A 19,325-nucleotide genomic window follows, 5' to 3' on the forward strand; every position below is an offset into this window, starting at 1 on the left:
CCTGGCATCGCAGAAGCGACCCGTTGTGCGACCGTCGCTGCATCTGAGTCCAGTCACGAAAACGTGCTCGCCGGGACGTCCTGTCCCAGCGGAGCCGTCTACCGGTGGTGACGCTTGCGTTGCTTCAGCAGCTCTCGTGTGGTGACCGCCAGAACGGTGAGGCCTGCGACCACCAACAACAGGCTGAAGATGACCGCCCAACCACGGTTCTCGGTCAGGGTAAAGCCCCCGTAGCCCACAATGATGACGGCCAGGAGCCCCAGCGCCCAGGGGCGTACGCGGCGGTCAGCGCGCTCAGCGTCGCTGCTGGGACTGCCCATCGCCTGGGCATCGCATCGCCGTCACTAGGCCGGTGGCGGGCAGGCACGGTCTTCGGCCATGTGGGTGTCTGTCGTGCAGGCAGCCGGCTCGGCGATCAGCCAGGGTCGTGGTGCCCGTCGGCAGGGGTGGCACCCACCACGAGGAGACCGGCCGTGGTCGTAAGTCCCTGGCGCCTAGTCCGTCTTCAGGCTGCGGTACAAGGTGGCGCGCGAGACGCCGATGGCGGCGGCGGCCTCGCTGGTGCTGCGCCCAGCGGCCAGCAGGGAGCGGGCCGCGGCCAGCTTGGCGGGGGTCATGACCGGTGGGCGGCCGCCGTGGCGGCCGCGGGCAGCGGCGGCCTGCAGCCCGGCGCTGGTGCGCTCCCGCAGCAGGTCGCGTTCGAACTCGCCCAGCGCCCCGAACAGGTGCAGGACCAGACGGCCGGTGGCAGTGGTGGTGTCGATGGACTCGCTCAGGGAGCGAAAGCCCACCCCGCGCCCATCGAGGTCGTCGATGAGGGTCAGCAGGTGGCGCAGGGAGCGGTCCAGGCGGTCCAGGCGCCAGACGACCAGCACGTCGCCGGGTCCGAGGCGGGCCAGGACGTCGTCCAGGGCCGGGCGCTCTGCCAGGGCACCGGAGGCGGTGTCGGACCAGACCCGGTAGCAGCCGGCCGCGGTCAGGGCGTCGTGCTGCAGGGCGGGGTCCTGGGCGGTGGTGGACACGCGGGCGTAGCCGAGCAGGTGACCGGGTCGCGCGGCTGTGCGCTGGCTGGGCGTGGTGGTGGGCATGGGCGGGACCGTCTCAGAAGCCGCGGCCACCGCGCTGGTGAGCGGCCGGTTTCGGGCACGGGTTGTGAGACGGCGCGTCGCGGCCCTCAAGCCGCTTGGTCGGGGCGTCTCGGAATCGGTCACTTCTGCGAGGGCTGGGCTAGCTAGGCGGCGCCTTGCGCTGGCGCTTCAGCCGGGTGGCGAGCTGCACGCCTCTGGGCATCCTTGATCCACCACGAGCCGACCGGTGTCGGCTCGCTCAGTCGATGCGCGGAGGTCCCTTCGTGAGCCAGCAGTCGCAGCCATCCCCACGCGCCGGCCTCTTCGCCTCCGGGGCGTTCTTCAGCCTCATCGGGGTGGCGGTCTTCCTCTTCTTCACCGACGACCTCACCGATCGCTCAGCTCGGGGTGTGCCGGTGTGGGTGATCGGTGCCCTGTTGCTCGTCTGCGGCATCGGCCTGATCGTCGCCGGGCTGCGCCGAGGACGCGCCTAACGGAAGCAGCCATCGACGCTGCGCCCACGGACACCAGTGAGGCAGTGCGGCGGTGTACAGCTCACGAAGGATCGCTTGTGAGATGGCCGGTCGAGCACCGTTCGCATGCTCCTGTCGATGACTGAGTTGGGAGGCGCCCGGCAGCAGGGGCGATCTGCCGCCGCTCGGACCCGTCCGCAGGCGCTGCCTGCGGCGGCCTTGTTCAGCAGCACCATCGTCCGTCTCCGCGCTCCGCCCCCTCACCGGTCGCTGTCGCAGCCTCCACCACATCAGCAGACACCCGACCCGGCAGAGCACCCGGGAAGCACTCGAAGGTCCGGCGTCGCAGCCTGCATCATCAGGGAGTGCTCAACGACCCCAGCGCTCTACGTGCAGCACTGCGTGGCACCGTCCTCGACGACCTCCCGGTGAGGGAAGGTCCGTCCCGGACCTTCGTGGTCGAGGGCTTGTCCCCAGAACGCCTCCTGGAAGGGTGGCGCGTTGCCCGGGCCGCCCTCAGCGTCACCGGGCGGTGGCCCATCGCGGACAGCGGCACAGCCCACACCTTCCCGGACCGCAGTGACGCAGAGCTGGCGGACTTCGCGGCAGCCGTCGGCCGCAGTCGTCCGTGGGAGGTCTTTCGCTGGCACCACCACGAGGGACCGGCCGAGGCGCACGAGGTGGCTGATTGGAACTTCCCCGACCCGGGCTTCGCGCAGGCAGCCCTGCATGAGCTGACGATGCCGGTCGACTGGTCGGACGTGGACTGCTGGACCTACGAGCGTGCCCGCGCCGACTCGACCGTCCGAGAACGGCTCGACGAGGACCTCAAGCGCTACGAAGGGGGACGGAACTGGTACACCCCTCGCGTCGTGGACCTCGTGTTCCTGCCCAGTGAGGTCCCGTGGATGTCGGCCGCCTGGCTCTCCTACTTCGGGGCCATGGAAGGCAGGCCCGAGGCGCGGGTGCCCTTCGGGGCGGTGCTGCGCGAGTGGTACGAGAAGTGGGGAGCCGAACTCGTGGCCTGCTGGGGCACCATGCTGCAGTTCGTCGTGGGCCGGCCCCCCGCCTCGGGACGGGAGGCGTGGAACCTCAACCGCCAGATCATGACCATGGCCGGAAGCCTTCAAGATCCCCCGTGGATGCGAGCTCTCGCGCTGGAGCGCACCGACACGTGGTTCCTGCACGACCGGCCCTAGAGCGATCGGCAGCAGGTGCGGAGCCGGGACGGTGCAGGCGCCATCGTGTCACGGGTCGGGGCGGGTGCGGGCCTCGGTGACCATGAGGTTGTCCGCGGTCCACGACGCCCAGGACCGTGGATGACGGCCAACCTCGTCCACCATGACGTGTCCTGGCGATACGACGCCGTCGGCCTCCGCGATCCTGCCCCTGATAGTCATCACGCCCAGTGACTTCATGCCCAGTGACTTCACGGTCATCCCGCCGTCTGGGCGCAGCTGCTGTCTCATAGACGGCGAGTCGCGAGATCGCCCAGCCGTGCGCTGCCCGCGCACTCGTGCGACGAGCGAGTGGGTGGTCCGCCGCTCATCGCCCGCGGGAGCGGCTCGGGTGCGGCACGGTGGTTGCTGCGCACGCCGACACTTCAGGGGCGGCGAGAGCACGAGGGGGCGTGAGGCTGTGAGTGGTGGGCTGGAGACGCCGCCGGAGGGCGATGGAGTGGCCGTGGAGCGGGGCGTGGACCGGGACGCGGAGTGGTGTGAGGAGCTGGTCGCGTCTCTGCTGGGAAAGCACCTGCCGTCCCGGGTGAAGATCACCGTCGCCGCCGCCGACGCCGCGCTGGCCGTGGCCGCACTCGATGCCGACGAGGAGGTGCTGCGCCGCAGCGAGGCCCGTCTCGAAGCCCGCCTCGAGGCCGACTCGGGGATCGGCAGCGGAGTCGGCGTGGAGGGGCAGGTGGCGGTCTTCCACGTGGAGGTCGACCACCACCACCGCCCGACCGCCGTGGTCCGCCCCGGTCTGCGGCTGGTGCGGGCCGGAGTGCAGGTGCTGCTCGTCCGCCCGCTGGACGTCGTCGAGACGGTCAGCGACACCTGGCTGCAGCAGCTGATCGGCGGTCCGGATCCCGACCCCTACAGCTTCACGGTCTGCCCGGCGATGTTCACGATCGGCGGGCCGCGCGTCGTGCAGCAGCTGCTGGCCGTCGTCACCGACCGCACCGCCTCCCTGCGCTATCGCGCGAACGCAGCGCACGCCTGCTTCTTCCCCTTGCAGAACACCCCCGACGAGGCCCTGTGCCGCCAGGTGCTGCAGGTCGCCCTCGACCAGCTGCGCGAGGCGCTGCAAGCTTCCCCGTCCAGGACCCGGGCGCCGGAACACGTGGCCTACCTCGTCCGAGCCGTGGAAGCGGCGGTGACGCCGGTCGCACGCTGGCACGACGTGCAGTTCTGGCCGGCTCCGCCGCTGGATCAGCAGGTGCTGACCGAGTTGCTGGCCAGCCCCTGCCGCGACCTGCACTGGCCGGTTCTGCAGATCCTCAGGGTCCTGCCGGGCCCGTTGAACCCGGACACCGCGGCTGTGGTGGCCGAGGTCGCCTTGAGCCACGACGCCAAGCAAGGTGAGAGTGCCACGATCGTGACCGACGAGGCGGTCGAGGTCCTCGGACGCTGCCCCAGCACCGCGGTGGTGCAGCAGGCGCTGGAGCATCTGAGCCGCTCAACCAGCCTGGTGGTACGGCTGGGCGCGATGCACCACCTCGTCCAGCGGGGCGGGCCGGCGGTGGCCAGGGACGTGTGGGCCCAGCTCCTGCTCGAGCGGTCGCTGCCCGCCCGCAGGTACGCCACCAACCTCATCGCCCGCCACGGCAGCGCCCAGGACGTCTCCGCTGCGGTGGACGCGCTGAAGCTGGTGTGGAGGTCCAAGCACGTACCCGCCCGCGAGAACGGCCGATCCGGCCCGCTGCTGGAACCTCCGTGGGGGTCGGAACTCCTGGACTTCCTGTGGCGGCACCGTCAGCATCCAGTCGCCGCCGCCGAGGTCGAGCGCCTGCGTCGGCGATGGCCCAGCGCTCGTCCTGAGCTCACGGCCTGGGTGGCCGAGCACCTTCCCGACCTGGCCCCGACCTCGACCTCGACCAGACACGGCAACCGACCTGCGACGTCACCCGGTCGTAGCGCCGTCCGGTCGCAGCCGCCGTCTCGGAATGGGTCGGCTGTGCGACACAGGAGCCGGTGGCGCAGCTGACTGATCCTCACCGTCCAGACGCGGGGTGCTGACGCAGCCGGGTGCTCCTGCGGGCGCGCACCAGGCGTCGAACCAGGGCGGTCACAGCACTGGTTGGGGTCAGCGCGGCAGCGGCCAGCACGCCCACGACGACGACGGCGACACCGGCGAAGGGATCAGGGTCGAGGACCCCCAGGGCGATCATCCCGGCCGCGACCGCGGCGCTGGGCAGCACGATGCCCGTCCACTGGCGCACCAGCAGGTCGGTCACGAGCTGGGCGGCCACCAGCAGCAGGCCCGCCAGCAGGTAGTGCCCGGCCCCGGCCGGGGACGCCGAGGTGCCCGTTGGCGCATCCAGCGCCCACCCGAAGAGCGCGTACCAGGCACCGGTGCCCAGTCCCAGGGACGCAGCGGTCGCGATGGCTGAGCGCCACGAACGCGTCCGCAACCCGGGCGCAGCCGGCCGGTGCGCCGGGGGCGACTGCCACGGTGAGGTCACTGCTGCTCCTGGTGCTCGTGCGCTGGCGCGGTAGGTGCGGCAAGTGGTGAGCGTCGCTGCAGTCCCGGCGGCGGCCCAGCGTGTACCCGCGGCGGGTGCACCACCTGGGGCAACCTGCCAACACGCCGGTACAGGCGCCAGTACCTCGCGGCGATGTCACTCACGTGCTGCGCCAGCAGTGCGGCGCTGCTGGCGTGCTTCCACCACGGCCACGACGATCGCGTTGACCAGCACCAGGTAGCCCAGCGCCAGCCCGGCGAACATGACGACCGCGACCGCCCACAGGGCGTCGTCATCTGAGAGCGGCGGGGCCATCCCGGCCACGAACCCGACCCACACGGGCGCCAGCGGCCACCACGGGTGCACCTTCACGTGGGCGATCGCCACGGCCAGCGCCAAACCCAGGCAGGCGGTGCCCGTGGTCCACACCAGCACCGCGTCGCTGGTGTGCTCCGGGGCGGCGAACACGTACCCGGTGACCACGGCCAGCAGCGTCACCGCCACTGTCCACGCGCCGGCGCCAGGCCACCGGGACCGGCCGGCGCGCACCAGGCGGTCACCACCTGCAGCAGACGAGCTCACCTGCCCACCGTGCCCGATGCCGGGTGCTGTGGGCCGCGGCTGGCTGATGCCGCCCCCGCACGGCTCACCGACCCACCAGGACGCAGCCAGGTGGACACCAGCAGTGATCGCAGCCTGTCCTCGCGCGCAGCGGCCACCGCGCTGCAGTGCCTCACGGCTCTGACCAGTCTCAGAACGGGTCGTTTGTGAGAGGGCCAAGCCAGGTGCTGGAGGCGTCATCGCATTGGAGAACGGAGTGGAGGCACAGCCGCTTCCTAAGCTGAACACGTACCCGTGCTGATCGAGGTGGTGACCGTCGTCGACGCCCCGGCCGCCGTCGTCTTCGACCTGGAACTGGACGTCGACGTGCACGCCGCCTCCCTGCCCGGCAGCGGCGAGACGGCCACCACCAGCACCGGCTCGCGCCACCTCGGTCCCGGCGACGAGGTGACCTTCCGGGCCCGCCACTTCGGTGTGCGCTGGCGCACGACCAGTCGCGTCACCGCGCACGAGCGCCCGCACCGGTTCGTCGACGAGCAGGTCCGCGGACCCTTCCGCTCCCTGCACCACGAGCACCTCTTCGAGGCCGTCACGGCCCAGCGCACCCGGATGACCGACCGCTTGAGCATCACCGCCCCCGCCGACCTCCTCAGTGAGGTGGTCGCGCACCTCGTGCTGGCGCCCTACCTGCGCCGGCTGCTGCGGCGCCGGGCCGCTCACATCGCGCGTGCTGCGGAGTCCGCGGGGTGGTGAGTCGGCAGAGGCGGTGGCTGACGGTCGAGTGTCCGGGGCGGGCTGCAAGATGGCGGCCGTGCCCGCACGTGACCTGACCCCTGCCGCCCACGGTGACCGTGAACAGGGTGGTGGCCGGTCCGGTGAACTGCCGGCGGGCTACGGGGAGCTGCTGGAGTCGCTGAAGGAGCGGGTGCGCGCCTCGCGGGTGCGAGCGGCGCGCGCGGCCAACACCGAGCTGCTCCGGCTCTACCACTCCATCGGACGCGACATCGTGATCCGCCAGCAGGAGCACGGCTGGGGCGCGAAGGTCGTCGACCGCCTGGCTGAGGACCTGCGAGCCGCCTTCCCCGACCTGCGCGGCTTCTCCCGACGCAACCTGCACTACATGCGGGCTGCAGCCCTGACATGGCCGACCGAGGCGGACTTCGTGCAGCAGCCTGCTGCACAAATGCCCTGGACCCACGTCACCACGTTGCTGGACCGCCTGGACGCCCCTGACCTGCGCAACTGGTACGCCAGCGAGGCCCTGCAGCACGGCTGGTCCCGCGACGTGCTCGCCCACCAGATCATGTCCCGCCTGCACGAGCGCGTCGGGGCCGCGCCGTCCAACTTCACCGCCCAGCTCCCCGCCGCGGACTCCGAACTGGCCCAGCAGCTGACGCGAGACCCGTACGTCTTCGACCACCTGGCGCTCACCGACCGCGTCAGCGAGCGGGCTCTGGAGCAGGGGCTCGTCGACCGCCTGCAAGCCACCCTCACGGCGTTCGGGCACGGCACGGCCTTCGTCGGGCGTCAGGTCCGCTTCCAGGTGGGCGAGGAGGAGATGGTCGTCGACCTCCTTCTCTTCCACGTCCCGCAGGTCCGCTACATCGTGGTCGAGCTCAAGGTCGGGCGCTTCCCCCCGCCTACACCGGTCAGCTCGGCGCCTACGTCGCCCTCGTCGACGACCGCCTGCGCGATCCCGCCGTGCACGCCCCCACCGTCGGGATCCTGCTGTGCCGCGACCGCGACGAGCAGGTCGTGCGCTACGCCCTGGCGGGCGCCCCCGCCGCCATGGCGGTCGCGACCTACACCTACGACACCCTGCCGCCGGAGCAGCGTGCTGCGCTGCCCGACCCCGACCGGCTGGGCGCCGACCTCACGGACGCCCTCACCGCGGCCCTGCGCGACGCTGAGGCTCTGCACGAGGGAACGCCGTCCGATGACGGTGGCGACACTTCGTCCCGGCAGGCCGACGACGGCCGCTGACGACGAGCCGTCGTCCGGGCAGCACGAGCACTACCGTCGAGCCGTGACCGTCGTCGGCCTCCCCGAGCTGCGCCGGCGAGCCTGCGACCTCGTCCGCCGCGTCGAAGCCGGCGAGGAGGTCACCACCACCGTGGGCGGCCGGGCCGCTGCCCGGCTCGTGCCCGCCACCGCCCGGTCCTGGCGCACCTGGAGCGACGTCGAGGAGCTGTTCTCCGGCCCCGCCGACCCGACCTGGGAACGGGACCACGACCTCGCCGACCCCGAGCTCCTCGGGCGCGTGCGACCGTGATCAGGGCGGTCGTCCCCGTCTGACCGGCGCCTCGTCACGCCGCACGGTTCTCCACTCGTCGTACGTCGTTCCCGGCGAGCGGGAACCTCGGCTCCACCGGCCGGCACCGCCTGCCGAGGGCGAGGGGTCAGGACGGCCCCTCCACCGTCGCCAGCACGACGGGTTCCTCCTGACCCGGCCAGGTGCCGCGCAGCGCGAACCCCGTCGCGGATCCCGCCGGCGTGACGACGCGCGGCAGGACGAGCCTGACCCCGGCGTCGACGACGGTCGTCGTCCCGCCGTGGCGGACGACCGGTGCCGTCAGCGGCGGAACCTCGCCCACCCGGAGGTTTCCGCTCCCGCGGACGTGCGTGGTGGACGGTTCCAGCACCAACCCGTGCTCGGTCGCGGCGTACAGGTCGGCCTCGCGGCCACCGGTGAGGACCGTGGCGACCAGGACGGTCAGGAAGACCGGGTCGTGGCAGCCGTCGTACACCCAGCGGTCGCCGAGCGTCGTGTGCGTCATCGTCGTGATCAGGGAGTCCCCGGCTCCCGCCCGGCGCGCCCCGCGGTAGGTCAGCGGCACCTGCAGGACCTGCCCGTCGGCGGTGCCGAGCAGGTGCGTCTCCATCCCGACCTCCCCGTCGGGGTCGTCGAACCGGTACGACCCGAGCCGGGTGAGGGCGGAGGTGTCGGCGTCCGCGGCCCACGGCTGGTGCGGCACCCAGGCCCGCAGCAGTTCCAGCTTCGTGGGCACGATCGTCGCGGGGTGGTGGACGGCCATCGCGCGATCCTGACAGCCGGCCTGCGCCAACTTCGCGACACGCCGTCGCGGAGGCCGCGACACGCCGCCCGCCGCGCCGTGCCCGCAGGCCGGCTGTCAGGTCTCGACGCACGCTCGTCGTGGTGCCCCTCCACGACGAGCGTTCCAGCGCGGCATCACTACCGTCGCTGACGTGCACAGCCTCGACGACCCGCCTCCGGAGGCCACTGCCACCCGCAGCGCCGTCATCGTGCCGGTGCCCGCGGCCGAGGACGTCGTGGGCGAGCACCGCACCCGCCTGGACCGCGCTGCCGGCTGGGGAGTCCCCGCGCACCTGACGGTCCTGTACCCCTTCGTGCCGCCGGCCGAGCTGGACGAGCGCGTGCTGGACGCGCTGGCTGCCGCCGTCGCCACCGTGGAAGCCGTCGAGGTCGTCTTCGCCGGCACTGCCTGGTTCGGCTCCGAGGTGCTGTGGCTGGCGCCGCACCCGGAGGAGCCGCTGCGGCGGTTGACCGGGGCCGTCCACGAGGCGTTCCCCGACCACCCGCCCTACGGCGGTGCCTTCGACGGTGTCCAGCCGCACCTGACCGTCGCCGAGCGCGCCCTCGGTGGCGCCGGCGCCCTGGAGGCGGCCGAGGCGGACGTGCGCACCCGGCTGCCGTTCCGCCAGCGCCTCGACCACGTCCTCCTCATCGTCGGCTCGGAGCGGCCGCGCTCGTGGCGGACGCTGCGCCGCTTCGAGCTCGGTGAGGGAGCGTCGGCTCAGGCGGTGGTGACCTCGCGGTAGTGCTCCACCATGGGGAAGGGGGAGTAGAAGCGGTGCAGCAGCCGCCTCCACTCCTGGTACTGCGCGGACCCGCGAAAACCCTCGGTGTGGTCCTCCAGGCGGTCGCACTGCACCAGCAGCAGGTAGGTGTCGGGACGCTCCAGGCAGCGCGACAGCGTGAGGCGCTGGAAACCGGGTGCTCCGGAGATGATCGCCTTCGCCGCGTCGAGAACGCCACTTCGAAGGCGTCGGCCTGGCCGGGTCGGACGTCGAGGACGGCGTGCTCGAGGATCACGCCGTCCATCCGTCGTGGACGGACGCGGTACCGGCGGCGCGCGGCGCTCGACGACGACCGCGTCCGCACCGCCTGCCGCTCTGCCTGGCAGCATCACCGCGTGCCCGAAACCGGAACTGCCCGCCCCGACGACGTCGTCGACCGACCTCTCAGGGTGCAGTTCGAGGCGTTCCTCGACGAGCACCGCGCCGCGCTGGCCGCCTGCCTGGACGGCCTGAACGAGGAGCAGGCCCGCGCGCGCCTGGTGCCCTCGCGGACCACGCTGCTGGGGCTGGTCAAGCACGCGACGTTCGTCGAGCGCGTCTGGTTCGGCGAGGCGGTCACCGGGCGTTCCCGCGCGGAGCTGGGCATCGAGGCCGGGCCCGACGAGTCGTTCGTCCTGCACGAGGGCGACACGGTCGCCGCAGTCCTCGAAGCGCACCGGCGGGCCTGCGAGGACTCCCGCCGAGCGGTCGCCGCCCTGGGCCTGGACGACGTGCTGCCGGGGAACCGGCGCGGTCCGCTGCCGCTGCGCTGGGTCTACCTGCACGTGCTGCGCGAACTGGCCCAGCACTGCGGGCACGCGGACGTCCTGCGCGAGCAGCTGCTGGCCGGGCGGGACGGCTGAACTATCAGGGTGCGGGCCGCAGGCGTGCGGCGATCCGCTGCACCGAGCCCGGCACCGCGGCGGCGGCGCGGATACGGCCCGGCGCAGCCGGGTCCTCCCGCCGGTGCGGCTACGGTCGGCCCGTCCACGAGGTGGGCGCGCTGTTCGGCGCTGCCCCGACCCCGCAGGAGGAACCCCGGTGACCCAGGTGAAGGTCTACGGCCGCGACCACGTCCTGCGCCCGCTGCGCGCCCGGCTGTCCGACGTCGTGCACGCCGCCGCCGTCGACGTCCTCGGCCTGCCCGCCGCCAAGCGCTTCCACCGCTTCTTCCCGATGAGCCCCGGGGACTTCCCCACCCCCGACGGGCGCAGCGAGAGGTACACGGTGATCGAGGTCCTGATGTTCACCGGCCGGAGCGTGGCGACGAAGAAGGAGTTCTACCGGCGCCTGTACGACGACTTCGCCGGGCACCTGGGCATCGAGCCGGTCGACCTGGAGATCACCCTCCTGGAGACGCCCCGCTACGACTGGGGGATCCGCGGGCGGGCCGGTGACGAGCTGGACCTGACCTACCGCGTCGAGCGGTGAGTCGGGTTCGGCCGTGCACCCGGCTGACAGCCAGCCTGCAGGCACGACGCGACACGCCGTCGCAGCACGGGCGACACACCGTCCGCCGCGTCGGTCGCGCAGGCTGGCTGTCAGAAACGACGACCGGGGAGGGGGATGGGTGCCCGCGGACGCTGAGCCGTACCCGTGGAACGCGCTGCTGGGGCGTCTGGTCGGCCTGCGCCTGTTCTCGGTGCAGTTCGTCCTCGACCACGTCCAGCTGCGCTTCGACGGCCCGGAACTCGACGAGCCGGTCCTGACCTGCGTGGTGATGCCCGCCGTGGAGGCCGCGGGCCGGCGGACCGCGCCCGGCGGGGCGGGGTACGCCGACGCGCTGGTGTCCCTCGTCGCCGGGACCGTGCTGGAGACCGCCGAGGCCGCCGGCCGCGGGCTGCGGATCGACCTCACGAGCGGGCGGGTCGTCGTGGACCCGCGCCGCGAGGACCTCGTGGGGCCGGAGATCGCGCTGCTGACGGGTTTCCGGGACGGCGGCTGGGGGTGCTGGCGCCCGGGCGAGGACGCCTTCGACCACCTGGCGTGAGGAGCGGCACCACCGCGCTGCGCCCGCGGCCGGGTACGGTCGGTGACGTGCGCCGACAGCTGCTGCCAGCCCACCTGCTCCTGCCCGCCGTCCTGCTCGCCGGGTGCTCCGGCGGCGGGGACGGCTCCGGGCAGGCCGCGCCCGAGGACACGGGGACGCCGGCCGCCACCTCCAGCGACGAGCCGACGCAGGAGTCGACGGACGAGCCGTCGGACGAGTCCACGGCCACCGCCACCAGCAGCGCCAGCACGGCGCCGGCGGTCCCCGACGAGCCGATCGCCACGGTCCCCGGCGGCGAGCCCGGCATGGTCGTGGAGGTCTACTCGCTCGTGCGTTCGGGGGAGTCGGTCACCGCCACCATGGCCGTGACCAACGAGGGCGAGGAGGACTTCGTGCTGTCCCGGCAGTTCGCGGCGACCGCCGAGGACGAGTACGACGTCTCCGGCATCTCGCTGTTCGACCCTGCGGGCCTCAAGCGGTACCTGGTGCTGCGCGACGTGAACGGCGAGTGCCTGTGCAGCGACGTCGGCAACGGCGTCTTCCGCCCCGGCGAGCGCATCTCCTTCTCCGCCACGTTCCCCGCCCCGCCGGAGAGCGCCGAGGTGGTCACCGTCGAGACCCCGATGGGCGCCCTGCCGTCGGTGCCGATCTCGTGAGGCGCGCCGCGGCGGTCCTGTGCGCCGGCGCGCTCGTGGTGACGTCCGCCCCCGCGGCCGCCGCGTCCCCGGCCGCCGTCGTCGACGTGCGCCCCGACGTCCGGGACGTGGTCGCCACCGTCCTCGACGTGCGGCCCGAGGTCGTCGACGTGGCACCGCGCACGGACGAGGGCGTCGAGATCGTCCTGGGCGCCGACGTCCTGTTCGCGTTCGGCTCGGCGGACCTGCCCCTCGGGGTGGACGAGCTGCTGGCCGGTGTCGTCGAGCGCGCGGCCGCGGCCCCCGGGCGGATCGTCGTCGCCGGCCACACCGACGGCATCGGCGACGACGCCTCCAACCAGGTCCTGTCCGAGCAGCGCGCCCGCGCCGTCAGCGACTACCTGGGCCAGCGCGTCCCGGGGGCGCAGGTCGAGAGCGCCGGGTTCGGGGAGACGCGGCCCCTGGTCCCCGAGCTCACCCCCGCCGGGGACGACGACCCGGCGGCACGGGCCGTCAACCGCCGGGTGACGATCACCCTCGAGGACGCCTGAGGTCCCGGCGCCTCAGGACGCCGCCACCGGCGACGCTCCGGCGCCCGCCCGCCGGCGCGGTGTTCCCGCCAGGAACCGGTCGATCCGCTCCACGGCCGCGTCCACGTCCCAGCCGCCCGCGCCGCGCGGCAGGGCCTCGGCGTGCGCGCGGGGCAGCCGCGCGACGAGGTCCGCGGCGTCCTGCGTGCCGCGGGAGGCGTCCTCGCCGACGAGGACCAGCACGGGCACGTCCACGGTGGCCAGCAGTTCGCGCAGCGGCGCTCCCGAGGCCCACGCGACGGCCTCCGCGTCGGCGACGTACGCGCCGGCCCGGCTGGTCAGGTCCACGTCGCGGTGGGTGGGGGGCGTCTGCTGCCGCAGCCGCGGCGGCATGTGCTGCAGGTAGTGCCACACCGCGCTGTGCGGGTCCCCGGCGCGCACGCACCGGTCGACGCCCTGCGCCCACTCCTGCACGTCGTGGTGGTGCGAGGGCGGTTCCAGCGGCGGTTCCCACAGCACCAGCCCGTCCACGGGCAGGCCCCGCGCGGCCGCGGCCAGCGCGACCGCGCCGCCGGCGCCCAGACCGGCCAGGACGCCGCCGCCGGTGACGCGCAGCAGGGCGTCCACGGCGGCCAGCTCCCGGTCCAGGTCGACGCGGCCACCGACCCGGTTCGCGCCGCGGCCGAGCCGGTCGTGCACGACGGTCGTCCACCCGCGCCGGGCCAGGCCCTGCGCGGTGGCGGTGGTGGCGGGGTCCTTCACGGGGTGGGCGTCGGCCTCGGCGACGAAGACGACGGCCGGTCCGTGGCCGTGCCGCTCGTGGGCGACCGTGTCCCCGCGGGACGTGGTGACGAACTCGCTCATCGACTCCTCCTCGAGCCGGACGTGCGGTGCCGCTGGTGCCCCCGAGGGTAGTCCCGCGGAGCCCGCGCGGCGACGGGTCGGAAGCCCCTGGTGCGTCCCGTCCGCCGGGTCCTCCCGGCGGACGGGACGCCGGGATCAGATCGCGACGTCGAGGTCCACGTCGACGGCCGCGGTCGCGGTGGCGACCTGCGCGCCGGCCCCGCCGCCCATCGAGCCGTACCACTGCGTGGTCCGCACGCTGCGCGCCTGGAAGCGGCTGAAGCCCGGCGCGCTGCCCGCGGCGCAGGTGAAGGGGAAGTGCCCCTGGTAGCTGCGCAGCAGCTGGCCGAACCCGAGCTCCGTCCGCAGCGCGGTCGCGGTCCGCGACGCCGGCACCTCGGCCAGGCCGACGTAGCCGAACGACCCGGCGCCCGGCGAGAAGGTGTCGTTGCCGACGGTGAACTCCTGCAGGTACCGCTCGCTGCCGTCGACGAGCGTGCCGCCGGCGGTGAAGCAGCCGCCGTAGACGCCGCCGGTCATCGACGTGGCCGTCACAGTCGCGCGGCTGTTCGCGGCGACGGTGGTCACGACGTCCCCGCCGCGCACCCGCAGCGACAGGCCGGGCGCCACGTCGAGCCTGCGGTCCAGGACGTTGTCGCCCTCGTTCGACTCGGCGATGCGCTTGGCGTCGTCCACGTGCGCGCGCACGGTGCGCGGCCCGGCCACGGCCGGCCACGTCGCGCCGGCGGGGCCGCCCACGGCCGACAGCGTGGTGCGCTGACCGGGCTGCAGGGTTCCGCGGAAGTCGTCGGACCAGGTGCGCAGCACCCCGTCGACCTGGAAACCCACGCCGTGGACCACCCCGGCGGGCGTCGCCGCGTTCCCGCGGTTCTCGATCGTGGCCGTGAACCGCACCTGCTGGCCGGCCACCGGCGCCGTCGGCGCCCACGTCACAGCCGTCACCACGAGGTTCGGCTGCGGGGCGGCCGCGCTGCCCGGCGCCGCCGCCACCACCGTGCTCGTCAGGACCGTCGCCGCCGCGAGCGCGGCAGCCCCCGTCACCTTCATCTCGTCCCCCCGGACTCGTCGGTGCGCGCACCCCCCGGTGATCGCGCGAGCGACACCGTAGACCCCCGGCTGCTCCGTCCGGGTGAAGATCAGCGATCCGGTGCGCCGGGCGCCGGCCGCGCGGGGGAGGAGCGCGCAGCGGGTTCCGGCACGCGGGCGCCGCTTCCGTCTCAGGGTTCCCCGTCGCCCCCGGTCGCCGGAACCCGTGCCGCGGGTCCCCCGCGCAGGGCCATGTGCCCGCCGAGGAACCCCGTGCCCGCCACGACGAGGTTCCCGGCGGCGGCGAGCCCCGCGCCCAGCCGGTGCCCGCCGCGCAGGCGGGCGACGAGGGAGCCGATGAACAGGAACGTCGCGACGTCCGCGCCGAGGGCGTGGACGGCGCCGGTCCGGCGGTCCCGGCCCGACGTGACCGCCCAGTCACCGGCACCGGCGAGCGCCGTCGGCACCGCCGCCACGACCCCCGCTCCGGTCAGCAGCGTCGCCGCCCGCCGCGACCCGGGCCCGCCGGCGGCGTCGAGCAGCGAGGTGCTGAGCCAGAACCCCGTCGTCACGTCGGTCAGCGGCGGGTGCAGCGAGTGGCCGAGCGCGTCGGTGCGCAGCGGGCTGCGCACCACCCGGTCGATGAGGGGGCCGTACGCCAGTTCCTGCGCGCGGGCGAGCCGTTCGGACAGCGGGCTCTCGCCGACCGCCCGCACCGCGCGCTGCAGGAGGGGCACCATCGCCACCCGTCCACGGTACGCCCGCGGCGCCCTCGCCGGGAGGGGCGGCGGAACTTCCTCCCGCCGGCGTCAGTGCTGCCCGGGCGGGCCGTTCGGGTCGCGCCCCAGCTTCGCGAGGACCACCGCGGCCGCGGCACCGGCCGCGACGGCCACGAGGATCAGGAGGGCCCGCGGACCGCTGCCGGCCACCGCCCCCGACGCCACGAGGGCGAGGACCGCCACGACCGCGAGCGCGTACACGTTCCTCCGGCGGATCATCCGCCGACCCTAGCCGGGCCCCTCGCGCGATCCGGCCGCGCGCACCACGTCGACCTCGCACCCCGGTGCGAACGGGTCGAAACCGTGTGCGAGCAGCCACCGCGTCGCCGTCAGGGCGCGCCACGCCCACCAGCCGCGGACCACGTGCAGGTCCACCTCGCGGTCGGCGACCGCGCCGTGACCGGTGAGGACGTCGCCGAGGCGGTCGGGGTGGCCCATCGTCAGGACGGCGACGTCGGCCAGGGCGTCCCCGCGCGCCGCCTCCGACCAGTCGAGCACCCCGGTGACCTCGTCCCCCTCGACGAGCACGTGCTCGGGCTGCAGGTCGCCGTGGACGAACACCGGTTCCCACGGCCGCAGGACGGCCTCCGCGACCCGGCGGGCGCGCGCGACCAGGTCCGCCGGCAGGACGCCCTCGTCGACGAGACCGCGGCACTCGGTGTCCAGGAGCATCGCCAGCTCGTCGACGGAGCGGCCGGGCCACGGCGGCAGCGGCGCCCCGTGCAGCCGGCGCAGCACGGCGCCGGCCGCGGCCCACGCCGCCGGCGGGGCGGTGGTCGGGTCCCCGAGGCGGCCCAGGGGCGCGCCGGGCACGGCGGCCAGGGCCAGGGCGGGCGGCCGGTGCCACAGCACCGTCGCCGTGGGCACCGGCGCCAGGGCCATCGCGGCGACCTCGCGCCCGGTGCGCGCCGGGTCGGCGTCGACCTTCAGGAACACCCCGCCCACGCGCAGGGTCGCGCGCTCGCGGTGCGCGACGACGACCTCGACCCCGTCCACACCGGTCATCGTGGCGGGCGCCGGCCGCAGCGTCGCCGGGATTCCCCGCCGGCCCTGGTCGCGCTCTCACGACCTGGCTACAGTCCCGGCCCGTGGGCAGCCCGGGGCTCCTCGGCCGTGACGGCGAGCTGCAGCGCGTCGGTGAACTGCTGGGACGGGCCCGCAACGGCCGCGGCGGTGCGCTGCTGCTGACGGGCGAGCCGGGCATCGGCAAGACCGCGCTCCTGCGCGCGGCGACCTCGAACCCCGCGGGCGCGCAGCTGCTGCGCGTCGACGGCTACGAGGCCGAGGCCACGCTCCCGTTCGCCGCGCTGCAGCGCCTGCTGACCCCGCTGCGCGCCCACCTGGCCGCCCTGCCGGAGCAGCACCAGCGGGCCCTGCGCGTGGCGGCGGGCACCGCGGAGGGACCGCCCCCCGACCGGTTCCTCGTCGGGCTGGGCGTCCTGGGCCTGCTCGCGGCGGCGGGGGAGGAAGCGCCGCTGGTGTGCGCCGTGGACGACGCCCACCTGCTCGACGAGGAGTCCGCGGACGCGCTGGCCTTCGTCGCCCGCCGGCTGCGGGCCGAGTCCGTGGCGCTCGTGGTCGCCGCCCGCGACGACCCGGCCCTCGTCGCGCGGACGGCCGGGGTGCCGGTGCTGCGGCTGGAGGGCCTGGCCCCCGACGCGGCCGCCGCCCTGCTGCGCTCCTCGCTGCCGCGGGCCATCGACCCGGCCGCCGCGGCGCGGATCGCCGCGGCCACGGGCGGCAACCCGCTCGCGCTGATCGACCTGGCCGGCGAGCTCGGCGTCCGGGACCTGACGGAGTCCAGCTTCGCCGAGGAACCCCTGCCGGTGGGGCGGCACCTGGAGGCGCACTACCTGCGCCGGGTGCGCGACCTGCCGGCGCACGTGCAGCGCTGGCTCCTGGTCGCCGCCGCCGACTCCACGGGTGCCGTCGACGTCATCACCGCGGCCGCCCGGGAGCTGGACCTGCCGGCCACCGCCGCGGAGGAGGCCGAGGCCGCCGGCCTGGTGGAGCTGGGGACCCTGGTGAGGTTCCGGCACCCGCTGGTGAAGTCGGCGGCCTACAACGCCGCCGCCGGGGCCGAGCGCCGCCGCGTGCACCGCGCCCTGTCCACGGCGACGGCGGTGAGCGGGCTGGTGCACCTGCAGGCCTGGCACGCCGCCCGGGCGACGCTGGGCACCGACGCGGCGGTCGCCGACCAGCTGGAGCGCGTCGCGGACCTGGCCGGTCGCCGCGGAGGGCTGTCCTCGCGCGCCAGCGTGCTGGCGCGCGCCGCGGAGCTGACACCGGCCGGCGCGCAGCGGGCGGCCCGGCGGGTCGCCGCGGCGGAGGCCGCGCTGGGCGCGGGCGCCGCCCGCCGCGCGCAGGACCTGCTCGACGACGTCGACGGGGACGAGGTGGACCAGGTCGCGCGCGGCCGGTCCCTCACGGTCCGCGCCAGCCTCGCCATGTTCACCGCCGACCCCGCGCTGACCAGGGCGGGCGCCGACCTGCTGGCCGCCGCGGACTGCTTCCACGGCCACGACAGCGCGGCCGAGCAGCTCGCCCTCGTCAAGGCCTTCGACTGGACGCTGCCCGCCGAGCGGATGGCGCGCGGGGTGAGCCGGCGCGAGCTCGGCGAGCGCCTGCGCGCGGGGGCCGGGCTCGCGGACGGGACGGCCTCGGTGGTCCTGCACGCCCTCGGCGCGCTGGTGCTGCTGCCGCACCGCGAGGCGGTCCCCGCGCTGCGGCGCGCGGTCGAGGAGGTCAGCCGCCTGCCCGACGAGCAGCTGCTGCTGTACGGCCCGACCAGCGTGGCGCTGACCACGGCGCTGTGGGACGCGCCGGCCCGGCGGACCCTGCTGGAGCGCACGGTCGCGGCGGCCCGCGACGCCGGCTCGCTGCAGCTGCTGGACACCGGCCTGTGGATCCTGTCCTCCGCCGAGCTGCAGGGCGGCACCCCGCGCCGCGCCGCGGAGTGCATCGAGCAGGTGCGCGAGCTGCGGCGCGCCATCGGCTACGACGCCGAGCACGTGGTCAACGTGGCGCTGCTGGCGTGGTCGGGCGCCCCGCGCGAGCAGGTCCTGGCCGTCGCCGAGGGCGCGGGCGCCGCGGGTTTCGGCGGCGTCCAGGCCGCCGGCACCACCGCGCTGGGGATCCGGGCGCTGGCGGAGGGCCGCTACCGCGACGCGTACGCCGTCCTCGCGCCCCTGGTCGACGACCCGTTCCTGCACGTCACGCCGCTGGTCCTGCCGGACCTGGCCGAGGCGGCGGTGCGCAGCGGGCACCGCGAGCGGGCGCAGGAGGTGGTCGGGGAGCTGGAGGCGGTCGCCGCCGCGAACGGCTCGCTGTGGGCGCGGGGGACGGCCCTGCGCTCGCGGGCGCTGCTGGAGGACGAGCCGGAGGAGTTCTTCCGCGGGGCGGAGGAGGCCCTGGCCGCGTGGGACCTGGAGGTGGAGCTGGGCCGCGCCCACCTCCTGCACGGCGAGCACCTGCGGCGGATCCGGCGCCGCGGCGCCGCGAAGGAGCAGTTGCGCCGCGCCGCCGCGCTGTTCGAGGAGGCGCGGGCGCCGGTGTTCGCCGAGCGCGCCCGCCGCGAGCTGGCCGCCCTGGGTGAGGACCCTGCGAGCCCGGCGGGCAGGACGGGCGGGGCGGGCGCGGACCTGACCGCGCAGGAGGCGACGGTGGCCCGGCTGGCCGCCTCGGGAGCCACCAACGCCGAGATCGGCGCGTCGCTGTTCCTCAGCGTGAACACCGTGGACTACCACCTGCGCAAGGTCTTCGCGAAGCTCGGCGTCTCATCGCGCCGCCAGCTCGCCGACCGCCTCGGCGACCCGCGCGGCTGAACCGCCCCGGCCACCGGGCGCGTGGGGGACCACGTGCTCCACGTGGTCCGCGCGCCGGGTGCGCGGCGGGAGGCTCCG

General features: G+C 74.9%; 22 protein-coding genes and 2 pseudogenes. 13 read left to right on the plus strand and 11 right to left on the minus strand.

Translation table 11 applies throughout. The features are described 5' to 3' along the window. Positions 1 to 98 precede the first annotated feature (98 nt). Positions 99 to 320: a hypothetical protein gene (locus tag AB8M62_RS09720; protein ID WP_369069382.1), complete on the minus strand. Its 222-nt coding sequence runs from the start codon at positions 318 to 320 to the stop codon at positions 99 to 101. Between the two features lie 174 nt (positions 321 to 494). After that, entirely contained in the window at positions 495 to 1,088 is a 594-nt protein-coding gene (locus AB8M62_RS09725) for a recombinase family protein (protein ID WP_369069383.1), read from the minus strand. Between the two features lie 263 nt (positions 1,089 to 1,351). Here AB8M62_RS09725 and AB8M62_RS09730 point away from each other — a divergent pair, with 263 nt between their 5' ends. The 3 genes from AB8M62_RS09730 (at position 1,352) to AB8M62_RS09740 (ending at position 4,741) form a co-directional block, all read left to right on the plus strand. After that, entirely contained in the window at positions 1,352 to 1,561 is a 210-nt protein-coding gene (locus tag AB8M62_RS09730) for a hypothetical protein (RefSeq protein ID WP_369069385.1), read from the plus strand. 659 nt (positions 1,562 to 2,220) lie between these two features. Beyond that, the gene (locus AB8M62_RS09735; RefSeq protein ID WP_369069387.1) at positions 2,221 to 2,739 is read left to right on the plus strand and encodes a DUF4253 domain-containing protein; all 519 of its coding nucleotides are present in this window, start codon (positions 2,221 to 2,223) and stop codon (positions 2,737 to 2,739) included. Positions 2,740 to 3,235: 496 nt separating this feature from the next. Beyond that, positions 3,236 to 4,741: a hypothetical protein gene (locus tag AB8M62_RS09740; protein ID WP_369069388.1), complete on the plus strand. Its 1,506-nt coding sequence runs from the start codon at positions 3,236 to 3,238 to the stop codon at positions 4,739 to 4,741. 7 nt (positions 4,742 to 4,748) lie between these two features. Here AB8M62_RS09740 and AB8M62_RS09745 read toward each other — a convergent pair whose 3' ends face one another. Together AB8M62_RS09745 and AB8M62_RS09750 are read right to left on the minus strand one after the other, a co-directional pair. Beyond that, a complete protein-coding gene (locus AB8M62_RS09745) occupies positions 4,749 to 5,219 on the minus strand; it encodes a hypothetical protein (protein WP_369069389.1) in 471 nt (156 codons plus the stop codon). A 156-nt stretch (positions 5,220 to 5,375) separates the two neighbouring features. Next, positions 5,376 to 5,717, minus strand: a complete 342-nt coding sequence (locus AB8M62_RS09750) for a hypothetical protein (RefSeq protein ID WP_369069390.1) — start codon at positions 5,715 to 5,717, stop codon at positions 5,376 to 5,378. 357 nt (positions 5,718 to 6,074) lie between these two features. Between AB8M62_RS09750 and AB8M62_RS09755 the strand changes: the two genes are divergently transcribed. The 3 genes and pseudogenes from AB8M62_RS09755 to AB8M62_RS09765 all read left to right on the plus strand — a co-directional run bounded on the left by AB8M62_RS09755 (position 6,075) and on the right by AB8M62_RS09765 (position 8,052). Next, a complete protein-coding gene (locus AB8M62_RS09755) occupies positions 6,075 to 6,533 on the plus strand; it encodes an SRPBCC family protein (protein ID WP_369069391.1) in 459 nt (152 codons plus the stop codon). Between the two features lie 49 nt (positions 6,534 to 6,582). Beyond that, positions 6,583 to 7,763: pseudogene (locus tag AB8M62_RS09760) on the plus strand (PDDEXK nuclease domain-containing protein). After that, a complete protein-coding gene (locus AB8M62_RS09765) occupies positions 7,717 to 8,052 on the plus strand; it encodes a type II toxin-antitoxin system Phd/YefM family antitoxin (protein WP_369069392.1) in 336 nt (111 codons plus the stop codon). The pseudogene AB8M62_RS09760 and the gene AB8M62_RS09765 overlap by 47 nt, the downstream one beginning before the upstream one ends. 127 nt (positions 8,053 to 8,179) lie before the next feature. On the opposite strand, the gene AB8M62_RS09770 is transcribed toward AB8M62_RS09765, so the two are convergent. Further along, positions 8,180 to 8,815 carry a CG0192-related protein gene (locus AB8M62_RS09770; RefSeq protein ID WP_369069393.1) on the minus strand — a complete coding sequence of 212 codons (636 nt, stop codon included), beginning with the start codon at positions 8,813 to 8,815 and terminating at the stop codon, positions 8,180 to 8,182. Between the two features lie 172 nt (positions 8,816 to 8,987). On the opposite strand from AB8M62_RS09770, the gene AB8M62_RS09775 reads away from it, so the two are divergent. Further along, positions 8,988 to 9,581 (plus strand): 2'-5' RNA ligase family protein, encoded by a 594-nt coding sequence (locus AB8M62_RS09775; protein ID WP_369069394.1) that lies wholly within the window; start codon positions 8,988 to 8,990, stop codon positions 9,579 to 9,581. On the opposite strand, the pseudogene AB8M62_RS09780 reads toward AB8M62_RS09775, so the two are convergent. Then, a pseudogene (locus tag AB8M62_RS09780) lies at positions 9,557 to 9,855 on the minus strand (antibiotic biosynthesis monooxygenase family protein). The gene AB8M62_RS09775 and the pseudogene AB8M62_RS09780 sit on opposite strands and share 25 nt — an antisense overlap. A gap of 100 nt (positions 9,856 to 9,955) precedes the next feature. On the opposite strand from AB8M62_RS09780, the gene AB8M62_RS09785 reads away from it, so the two are divergent. From AB8M62_RS09785 to AB8M62_RS09805, 5 genes are all read left to right on the plus strand, one after another. After that, positions 9,956 to 10,462, plus strand: coding sequence for a DinB family protein (locus tag AB8M62_RS09785; RefSeq protein ID WP_369069395.1), 507 nt, complete (start codon positions 9,956 to 9,958; stop codon positions 10,460 to 10,462). Positions 10,463 to 10,640: 178 nt separating this feature from the next. After that, on the plus strand, positions 10,641 to 11,030 hold the full coding sequence (locus AB8M62_RS09790; RefSeq protein ID WP_369069396.1) for a tautomerase family protein: 390 nt from the start codon (positions 10,641 to 10,643) through the stop codon (positions 11,028 to 11,030). Positions 11,031 to 11,169: 139 nt separating this feature from the next. Next, positions 11,170 to 11,589, plus strand: coding sequence for a hypothetical protein (locus AB8M62_RS09795; protein WP_369069397.1), 420 nt, complete (start codon positions 11,170 to 11,172; stop codon positions 11,587 to 11,589). 47 nt (positions 11,590 to 11,636) lie between these two features. Beyond that, positions 11,637 to 12,245 carry a hypothetical protein gene (locus AB8M62_RS09800; RefSeq protein ID WP_369069398.1) on the plus strand — a complete coding sequence of 203 codons (609 nt, stop codon included), beginning with the start codon at positions 11,637 to 11,639 and terminating at the stop codon, positions 12,243 to 12,245. Next, positions 12,242 to 12,775, plus strand: a complete 534-nt coding sequence (locus AB8M62_RS09805; RefSeq protein WP_369069399.1) for an OmpA family protein — start codon at positions 12,242 to 12,244, stop codon at positions 12,773 to 12,775. The genes AB8M62_RS09800 and AB8M62_RS09805 overlap by 4 nt, the downstream gene beginning before the upstream one ends. A gap of 12 nt (positions 12,776 to 12,787) precedes the next feature. Here the strand turns inward: AB8M62_RS09805 and AB8M62_RS09810 are convergent, their stop codons facing one another. From AB8M62_RS09810 to AB8M62_RS09830, 5 genes are all read right to left on the minus strand, one after another. Then, on the minus strand, positions 12,788 to 13,618 hold the full coding sequence (locus AB8M62_RS09810) for an alpha/beta fold hydrolase (RefSeq protein WP_369069400.1): 831 nt from the start codon (positions 13,616 to 13,618) through the stop codon (positions 12,788 to 12,790). A gap of 135 nt (positions 13,619 to 13,753) precedes the next feature. Further along, on the minus strand, positions 13,754 to 14,659 hold the full coding sequence (locus AB8M62_RS09815; protein ID WP_369069401.1) for a CARDB domain-containing protein: 906 nt from the start codon (positions 14,657 to 14,659) through the stop codon (positions 13,754 to 13,756). 176 nt (positions 14,660 to 14,835) lie between these two features. After that, positions 14,836 to 15,390 (minus strand): hypothetical protein, encoded by a 555-nt coding sequence (locus AB8M62_RS09820; protein ID WP_369051805.1) that lies wholly within the window; start codon positions 15,388 to 15,390, stop codon positions 14,836 to 14,838. Positions 15,391 to 15,453: 63 nt separating this feature from the next. Further along, positions 15,454 to 15,642: a hypothetical protein gene (locus tag AB8M62_RS09825; RefSeq protein WP_369069403.1), complete on the minus strand. Its 189-nt coding sequence runs from the start codon at positions 15,640 to 15,642 to the stop codon at positions 15,454 to 15,456. 9 nt (positions 15,643 to 15,651) lie between these two features. Continuing rightward, a complete protein-coding gene (locus AB8M62_RS09830; protein ID WP_369069404.1) occupies positions 15,652 to 16,419 on the minus strand; it encodes a phosphotransferase family protein in 768 nt (255 codons plus the stop codon). Positions 16,420 to 16,511: 92 nt separating this feature from the next. Here AB8M62_RS09830 and AB8M62_RS09835 point away from each other — a divergent pair, with 92 nt between their 5' ends. Then, a complete protein-coding gene (locus AB8M62_RS09835; protein ID WP_369069405.1) occupies positions 16,512 to 19,247 on the plus strand; it encodes a helix-turn-helix transcriptional regulator in 2,736 nt (911 codons plus the stop codon). Positions 19,248 to 19,325: the final 78 nt, after the last annotated feature.

The sequence above is a fragment of the Kineococcus terrestris genome, assembly GCF_041020755.1.
In the GTDB taxonomy this organism is placed as follows: Bacteria; Actinomycetota; Actinomycetes; order Actinomycetales; family Kineococcaceae; genus Kineococcus; species Kineococcus terrestris.

Excerpts from the sequence above, each read along its gene's own strand:
- AB8M62_RS09720 (WP_369069382.1), bottom strand. The coding sequence starts at position 320 with ATGGGCAGTCCCAGCAGCGACGCTGAGCGCGCTGACCGCCGCGTACGC.
- AB8M62_RS09725 (WP_369069383.1), bottom strand. The coding sequence starts at position 1,088 with ATGCCCACCACCACGCCCAGCCAGCGCACAGCCGCGCGACCCGGTCAC.
- AB8M62_RS09765 (WP_369069392.1), top strand. The coding sequence starts at position 7,717 with ATGACGGTGGCGACACTTCGTCCCGGCAGGCCGACGACGGCCGCTGAC.
- AB8M62_RS09770 (WP_369069393.1), bottom strand. The coding sequence starts at position 8,815 with ATGGCCGTCCACCACCCCGCGACGATCGTGCCCACGAAGCTGGAACTG.
- AB8M62_RS09810 (WP_369069400.1), bottom strand. The coding sequence starts at position 13,618 with ATGAGCGAGTTCGTCACCACGTCCCGCGGGGACACGGTCGCCCACGAG.
- AB8M62_RS09825 (WP_369069403.1), bottom strand. The coding sequence starts at position 15,642 with ATGATCCGCCGGAGGAACGTGTACGCGCTCGCGGTCGTGGCGGTCCTC.